The following is a 7,226-nucleotide window of genomic DNA, read 5'->3' as shown; positions in this document are numbered from 1 at the left end:
GAACACCCCCGCGCAGGTCACAAGGCTACGACCCTCCCGGCATGCCTCCAGAACCCCTGAATTCTGCGGAACGCCGGGCTGCGGCTCTTCGCGGTCGGGATGGGCTGGCTCCTGGTGACCTGCGCTGTGCTGCTGTGCCTCGGCACGGTGACGGGTTCGATGACCACCTCAGCGACCCTTCGCACCATCTTCGCCTACTGCGGGATCGGTTATCTGGCGGTCGCTGCGGTCGGTGAGCTCGGTGTCGCAGCGCCCGTCCTCGCGGCAGTGCTCCTCGGAGCGACCGTCTCCACGGAGAGTTCGGCATTGGTGCGGTGGGCGGTGTCGACGCGAACGGACCCGGCATCCACACTCGTGTGCGCCATTATCTTCTTCAGCGGCCTCGCGGCCGCGTGGTCCACAGCACGACGGAGTCCCCCGTAGACGCAGGAAAGACCACTCCCCTCGTCGGGACGGAAGCACCGGTCATGCAGGTATCGCGGGAGGGGGAACACGACGCGCCGCGCACGAGGCCCGAGGCAGACGAGCTCAGCACCGGCGGTCCTCGAGCACGGCCCGTGTGCGGGCAAGGGCCTCGGCGCCGCCGCCGGGCAGGGTCGCCGAGATCGCGGTGAGCAGGCAGTCCGCGATGGTGAGCTGGGCGATGCGGGAGGAGGTCGCTCCGGCGCGGAAGGACGGCTCGCGCGAGGCGGTCAGCAGCACAAACTCGCTGTGCCGAGCGAGCGGGGCGACCGGGGAGCCCGTGATCGCGACGGTCCGGGCACCGGTGCGCGCAGCGATCTCCACGGCCTCGAGGACGTCGGTGGTGCGGCCGGAGTCGGAGATCGCCAGCAGGCAGTCCCGCTCCTGGAGTGCGGTCACTGCGGGCAGTGCGTCATGCATGCTGGTCAGGGCCTGTGCGGAGAACCCCAGGCGGGTCAGCTTGTACTGCAGGTCGGTGGCCGCGAGCCCCGAGGCGCCCACCCCCACCAGGATGATGCGGCGGGAGCTGGCGAGCACCTCCGCGCAGGCCGCGAGCACGTCGAGGTCCAACAGGCGCACGGTGTCGCGCACGGCGCGCGCATCGGCCGCGGCGATCCGCGCGACGCTCGTGGCAAGCGGATCGGCGGGATCGATGTGAGTCGGGAATGCGTGCTCGCCCTCCCAGGCGGCGGCGCGGACCGCCTCCTCGGTGAGCTCTGCGCGGAAGTCGCGGTATCCGGAGAAGCCCAGATCGCGGGCGAAGTTCACCACGGAGGACTGCGCGCAGCCAGCGGCGGCGGCGAGCTGGTCGATGGTCAGACGCCCCGCGGCCACGGGGTCGGAGAGGATCACCTCGGCGATCCGACGCTGGACGGGCTGGAGCTCCTCGCGCCGGCTGCGGAGGTTGGGCAGGACGGGCAGGACAGGTGCAGTCATCAATCCTCCTCCCAGGGGGTCGTCACGATCTCGAAGTGCTCGACGGTGTGGGTGTCCACAGGCTCGCGGAGCAGGCCACGCAGCGCGTGCGGCGGGGTGAGGGAGCCGAGCACGACGGGTGTGCGGGCGCCGGTATGGGCGGTGCCGTCGGCGCGCTCCAGGGTGCCGGGCAGGCCGTGCGCGCCGAGGTAGCCGAGCAGGGCGATGAGCAGCGCCTCCTTGCCGTCGGCGGGGATGCCCAGGTCGTCGGCGTCCAGCAGAGGCAGCGGAGCGAGGCGGGCGGCGAGCCGCTCGCGCAGCAGCGGGTTGCGGATCCCACCGCCGGAGACGACCACCCGGGTGGCCCCCAGCCCGGCGATGCCGTCGGCGATGGTGACGGCGGTCAGCTCCACCAGGGTGGCCAGCAGGTCGGGGAGAGGCAGGGCGGCCAGCGCCTCGGCGCCCAGCATGCGCTGCACGTAGCCGCTGTCGAAGTGCTCGCGGCCGGTGGAGCGCGGCAGGGGCCGGGCGTAGAACGGCTCGCTCAGCAGGGTCGCCAGCGCGGCGGCGTCGACGGTGCCGGTGCGGGCCAGGGCGGCGTCGTGATCGGCATCCTGCCCGGTCGCGGCGTGCACGGCGGCGTCCAGCAGGGCGTTGCCGGGGCCCAGGTCCCCGGCGATCAGCTGCTCGGTGCCGACCAGGGCGAGGTTGGAGATCCCGCCGATGTTCAGCACCGCGGTGGCCTCGCCCGCGTCCCCGCCCAGCAGCAGCTGATCGAGGATCGGGACCAGCGGGGCGCCCTGGCCGCCGGCGGCGACGTCGGCCGCGCGCAGGTCATGGAGCACCGGTGTGGAGGTGGCGGCAGCGATCCGGGAGGCGTCGCCGATCTGCAGGGTGCCGGCGACGGTCCCGTCCGCACGCACGTCGTGGTGGAGGGTCTGGCCGTGGGTGGCGATCAGGTCCGCCCCGCCGTGGCGGGCCAGGACCCACGCGGCGGCGTCCGCGAAGGCCTCCCCCACCTGGGCGTGCAGCCGGTTCCAGCTGGCGATATCGGCCGGGGCGGGCGGCAGCACGGCGCGCAGCGCCCGACGGGTCGTCTCCGGCCAGGGCTCCTCGCCCACGTGCAACAGGCGGGCGCGCAGGGTCGCCAGGTCCTCCGGGTCGCGGTCGAAGTCGGCGAGCACCACGTCGATCCCGTCCAGGCTGGTGCCGGACATCAGGCCCAGCACGCGCATCAGTGCTCACCGCCCAGCAGCAGGGAGACGACCGCACGCATCATGGTGCGGCCGCCGCCGTGGGCGAGCACCAGGCGGCGGTGGTCCGGGGCCGCGTCGGGCACGCCGGTGTGGACCACGATGGTCTCCGGTCGGCGCGCCAGCAGCGCGTCCAGGCGCCGCCCCTCCTCGGGGTCGCTGCGGGGCAGGCGGGTCAGCGCCAGCAGCTGGGCGGCGCCGTCGATCTGATCGGGATAGTCGGGCTCGTCGGCCCGGATGGAGCGCTCGCGCAGGGCGTCCACGAGCTGCCGGCCACGGGTGCCGGAGGCGTGCTGGGCACGGTGGCGCAGGTCGGTCACGACAGCTGGTGCCAGCTCGAGGTGCGCGTGGCGGGCACGGACGGCGCGGGCAGCCGCGTCGGCACCGAGCCGGTCCAGGCGCTGCAGCGCATCGGTCAGGGACGGGGCGGGGACGAAGCGGCGCCGCGTGCGCAGCATGCGCAGCCGCTCGCGGGTGCGCTCGGCCCGCGCGTGCAGCGCTTCGCGGTCCAGGCGCCCGCTGTCCACGGCGTCGACCAGGGCGTCGTGGGCCTCGCGGAGCATCTGCTCATCGTCGCGGCGCAGGGAGGTGCCCAGGCACAGCAGGTCGGCACCGGCCTCGATCGCGCGGACCGCGGCCTCGCCGTACCCGGGATTCGCGGCGACCGCGGCCATGTCCAGGGCGTCGGTGATCACCAGGCCGTGGAAGCTGCCGCCGACGGCGCGGTCCAGCAGCGGCCGGGCCCAGGGGGAGATCGAGGCGGGGCCCTCGCCGAGGGCGGGGACCAGCACGTGCGCGGTCATCACGCTGTCCAGCCAGGGCGCGATCCGCCAGGGGGCCAGGTGCTCGCGCTCGAACTGCGGCGCCTCGAGGTCGATGCGGGGCAGAGCGGTGTGGGAGTCGGTGGCGGTGGCACCGTGGCCGGGGAAGTGCTTGGCGCAGGTGCCCAGTCCCGCCTCGGTCAACCCGGTGGCGAAGGCGCGGGCGTGGGCGGCGACCCGGGCCGGATCGTCGCCGAAGGCGCGGGTGCCGATGACGGGGTTGGCCGGGTCGGTGGAGACGTCGAGCACCGGGGCGAGGTCGAGGTCCAGGTCGCAGGCGGCGAGCAGGTCGCCCAGGGCGCGGCCGGCGGCGCGGGTGAGCTCCGGATCGTCGATCTCGCCCAGCGCCCAGGCCGTCGGCAGGGCGGAGCCGGTGGCGGACTGGAGACGGGTGACGCCCCCGCCCTCCTCGTCGATCGCGACCACGCACTGCTCGGCGCGTGCGTGCACGGCGCGGGCGAGCGCGCCGGCGGTGGCGGGATCGGGGGTGTTGTGGCCGAAGAGGATCACCGAGGCCAGGCCCGCGTCGAGCACCTCCCCCAGCCAGGCGGGCAGCTCGGTGCCGGTGAAGGGCGCCATCAGCACGCCCAGCGCGTCCGGGTCCCAGGTGGTGGGGCCCCGGCCGGCGCTGTCCCGGGAGGTGGTGGTGTCCATGCCTCAGCCTTTCACGGCGCCGGCGGTCATGCCCTGGGCGAGGTTGCGCTGGACCAGCACGAAGAAGATCACCACGGGCAGGGTGATGATCGTGGAGGCGGCCATCACCGACCCCCAGTCCGCGGTGTTCTGGGTGAAGAAGGTGCGCAGGCCCACGCCGACGGTGTACTTCGCGCTGTCCTGCATGAACGTCAGCGCGAAGATGAACTCGTTCCATGCGGTGATGAAGGAGAACACCGAGGTGGCGACCAGGCCCGGGGCCACCAACGGCAGCAGGATCGAGCGGAACATGCGGAACCAGGTGGCGCCGTCCATATAGGCGGCCTCCTCGAGCTCGCGCGGGACCGCCGCGACGAATCCGCGCAGGTTCCAGATCGCGAACGCCAGCGAGAAGCCCAGGTAGACGATGGTCAGCCCCAGCAGGGAGTTGAGCATGTGGAGGTTCCTCGCCTGCAGGAACAGCGGGATGACCAGAGCCTCGAGCGGGACCATCTGCACCATCAGCACCATGATCAGCACCTGGGTGCGCAGGCGGAAGCGGAAGCGCGCCACTGCCACGGCGGCCAGCAGGGCCACGATCGCAGAGAGCACCACGGTGCCCACGGCGACGATCACCGAGACCCGCACATAGCGCAGGAAGCCCGCATCGACCAGCACGTACCGGAAGTGCTCGAGCGTGAACCCGCTGGGCAGCAGGCTCCCGCCGCGGGAGAGCGGACTGGTGTCCACTGCGGTCGAGAGCATCCAGTAGAAGGGGAACAGGCTCAGCGACATCAGCACGAGGACGCCGATCGCCTTGGCGGCGGTGGAGGCGGGGGTCCGACGGTTCACAGCTCCTCCTCCTTCATCAGCGTGCGGAGGTAGATCACGGAGATCACCAGCAGCAGAGCGGTCAGCAGCACGGCGATCGTGGAGCCCATGCCGTACTCGCCCTGGGCGAAGGACTGGGTGTAGGACCACACCCCGAGGTTCATCACCTCGGGATTGGCGCCGTCGCCGCCGGGCATCAGATAGATCTGCACGAACACCTTGAAGTCCCAGATCGTCGAGAGGATCACGCACACGGCGATGATGGGGCGCAGGGTGGGGACGGTGACGTTCCAGAAGCGCCCCCAGGCGCTCGCACCGTCCAGGGCCGCGGCCTCGTAGTGCTCGCCCGGAACCGTCATCAGCCCGGCCAGCATCGTCACCGCGATGAAGGGGAAGCCGTGGTAGACGACATTGAGGGTGGCGATGCCGTAGAAGGTCCAGCGGTTGGTGAACCAGTTGACGCTGCCCGCCTCCATCACCCCGAGGTCGTCGAGCGTGGAGGCCACCAGGCCGGACAGCGGGTCGAAGAGCCAGACGAAGATATAGGTGCCGGTCAGGGCCGGGACCGCCCAGGCCACCATGATCGCGGTGGTGGAGATCGACCGCCAGGTGGCACCCAGGGAGTTCAGGAACAGGGCCACCACGGTGCCGACGATCATCGTCAGCACCACGCACACCAGGGCGAAGCCCACGGTGTTGGGAAGCACGGTCGTCCACAGGAACGGATCGCTGAGGACCTCGCGGTAGTTGTCCAGCCACACGTAGTTCGTGTCGCCGCGCAGGAGGTTGCGCAGCTCGTAGTCCTGCAGGGACAGGTTCAGCACCCGCACCATCGGCCACAGCAGGAGCACCCCGAGCACCAGCAGGCCCGGGGACAGCAGCAGCCAGGGCGCAGCGCCGCGGCGCAGTCGGCGACCCAGGGGGACGGTGCGGCGGGTCATTCGCGCCGCACCGCCCTCACCCCGCGCCTCGCGGATCGGCGTCGGGCTCATTCGGAGAAGAAGCCGTCCATCTCCTCGGCGGCGGTCTCCGCGGCCTCCTGGGCCGGGGTGCCCTCGAGCACGGAGGAGAGCATGATGTTCAGCGTCTTCGCGCCCTCGATCTTGCCCCAGGCCGGGGTGACCGGCACGGACTTGCCGCCCTCGGTCATCTGGGTGGCGAAGACCTTCGTGAGCTCGTCACCGCCGGCGACCACCTCGTCCAGGGCCTCGATGGTGCCGGGGAAGAAGTTGGTCTCCTGGGCCCAGCGGGTCGCGAACTCACCCGTGGTGACGAGCTTGATCAGCTCGAAGGCGAGTTCGGGCTCCTGGGTCTCGGTGAAGCGGCACATCAGCGAGCCGCCGAGGAAGGAGGGCGCGACCGGGGCGTCCTTCGCGGGGATGGTGAAGGCGACGAGCTTGTCCGCCATCTCGGGGTTGTCCGCCCGCACGGTGGCGGGCACCCAGGAGCCGGTGACGAACATCGGCACCGTGCCCTGGAGGAATGCGGCCAGCGAATCGGTCTCGGTCCAGGTGGTGGCGGCCGCGGTCGAGGCGTCGTGCTGCAGGGCGAGGTCGGTGTACCACTCCAGGCCCTCGACGGCCTCCGGCTGATCGATGGTCGCGGTCCACTCCCCGCCCTCCTGGACGGCGATCTCCCCGCCGCCTCCCCAGACGAAGGGCAGGGCGGCGAAGAGACTGGCACCGGGGACCGGGAAGGGGATCCAGTCGGGGTTGTGCTCCTTGAGGGTGGTGATCATCGCCAGCAGGTCGTCCCAGCTCTGCGGCTGCTCGGAGACCCCCGCCTCCTCGAGCATCTCCCGGTTGGCGAGGATCGAGCGCACCCCGGCGTACCAGGGCATGCCGTACATCTCTCCCTCGAGGGTGCCGGCGTCGACGAGACCCTGGACCAGCCCGTCGCTGAGGCCCGCGGCGTCGATGTCCTCGGTGAGGACGTCCAGGCCGCCGGCGTCGGCGAACTCGGGCACCCAGGTGGTGCCGACCTCGGCGACATCCGGCCCGGTGCCGCCGGCCATGGCGGTGACGAACTTGTCGTGGGCACCGTCCCAGGGCTGGACCTGGATGTCGAGGGTGGCGCCGGTGGCCTCGGCGAAGGCGGCCTGGAGCTCCTCGATGTAGGCGTCGGGGCTGGCGTTGGTGCCCTGCATCAGCCACATGGTGAGGGTCTTGCCCTCACCGTCGACCTCTCCCCCGCCGGCTCCCCCGGAACCCTCCGAGCCGCCGCAGGCGGCTAGGTGTTGCGGGTCATGACGTTGTAGTCACGGATCGGGGATGAAGGAACGGGTCCCTGACCGGCACGATGGGTGGTGCTG

6 protein-coding genes are annotated in these 7,226 nt (G+C 71.9%); all 6 read right to left on the bottom strand.

Going from position 1 to position 7,226, the window contains the following annotated elements:
• Positions 1–528 precede the first annotated feature (528 nt).
• The 6 genes from ACHUEU_RS16335 to ACHUEU_RS16310 are packed head-to-tail and all read right to left on the bottom strand — an operon-like array spanning position 529 to position 7,061.
• Complete coding sequence (locus ACHUEU_RS16335; protein WP_394217149.1) at positions 529–1,398, bottom strand: MurR/RpiR family transcriptional regulator; 870 nt, start codon at positions 1,396–1,398, stop codon at positions 529–531.
• The gene (locus ACHUEU_RS16330) at positions 1,398–2,612 is read right to left on the bottom strand and encodes an anhydro-N-acetylmuramic acid kinase (protein ID WP_394217148.1); all 1,215 of its coding nucleotides are present in this window, start codon (positions 2,610–2,612) and stop codon (positions 1,398–1,400) included. Before ACHUEU_RS16330 ends, ACHUEU_RS16335 begins: the two co-directional genes overlap by 1 nt.
• Entirely contained in the window at positions 2,612–4,105 is a 1,494-nt protein-coding gene (locus ACHUEU_RS16325) for a glycoside hydrolase family 3 N-terminal domain-containing protein (protein WP_394217147.1), read from the bottom strand. The genes ACHUEU_RS16330 and ACHUEU_RS16325 overlap by 1 nt, the downstream gene beginning before the upstream one ends.
• 3 nt (positions 4,106–4,108) lie before the next feature.
• Positions 4,109–4,936 (bottom strand): carbohydrate ABC transporter permease, encoded by an 828-nt coding sequence (locus ACHUEU_RS16320; protein WP_394217146.1) that lies wholly within the window; start codon positions 4,934–4,936, stop codon positions 4,109–4,111.
• A complete protein-coding gene (locus ACHUEU_RS16315; protein WP_394217145.1) occupies positions 4,933–5,856 on the bottom strand; it encodes a carbohydrate ABC transporter permease in 924 nt (307 codons plus the stop codon). The genes ACHUEU_RS16320 and ACHUEU_RS16315 overlap by 4 nt, the downstream gene beginning before the upstream one ends.
• A gap of 47 nt (positions 5,857–5,903) precedes the next feature.
• Complete coding sequence (locus tag ACHUEU_RS16310) at positions 5,904–7,061, bottom strand: extracellular solute-binding protein (RefSeq protein WP_394217144.1); 1,158 nt, start codon at positions 7,059–7,061, stop codon at positions 5,904–5,906.
• Positions 7,062–7,226: the final 165 nt, after the last annotated feature.

Source organism: Brachybacterium vulturis (assembly GCF_043641765.1).
In the GTDB taxonomy this organism is placed as follows: domain Bacteria; phylum Actinomycetota; class Actinomycetes; order Actinomycetales; family Dermabacteraceae; genus Brachybacterium; species Brachybacterium vulturis_A.
Note: the sequence above shows the minus strand (reverse complement) of the source record. Positions and strands in the feature narration are given on the sequence as shown.

Excerpts from the sequence above, each read along its gene's own strand:
- ACHUEU_RS16315 (WP_394217145.1), bottom strand. The coding sequence starts at position 5,856 with ATGACCCGCCGCACCGTCCCCCTGGGTCGCCGACTGCGCCGCGGCGCT.
- ACHUEU_RS16330 (WP_394217148.1), bottom strand. The coding sequence starts at position 2,612 with ATGCGCGTGCTGGGCCTGATGTCCGGCACCAGCCTGGACGGGATCGAC.
- ACHUEU_RS16335 (WP_394217149.1), bottom strand. The coding sequence starts at position 1,398 with ATGACTGCACCTGTCCTGCCCGTCCTGCCCAACCTCCGCAGCCGGCGC.
- ACHUEU_RS16325 (WP_394217147.1), bottom strand. The coding sequence starts at position 4,105 with ATGGACACCACCACCTCCCGGGACAGCGCCGGCCGGGGCCCCACCACC.
- ACHUEU_RS16310 (WP_394217144.1), bottom strand. The coding sequence starts at position 7,061 with ATGCAGGGCACCAACGCCAGCCCCGACGCCTACATCGAGGAGCTCCAG.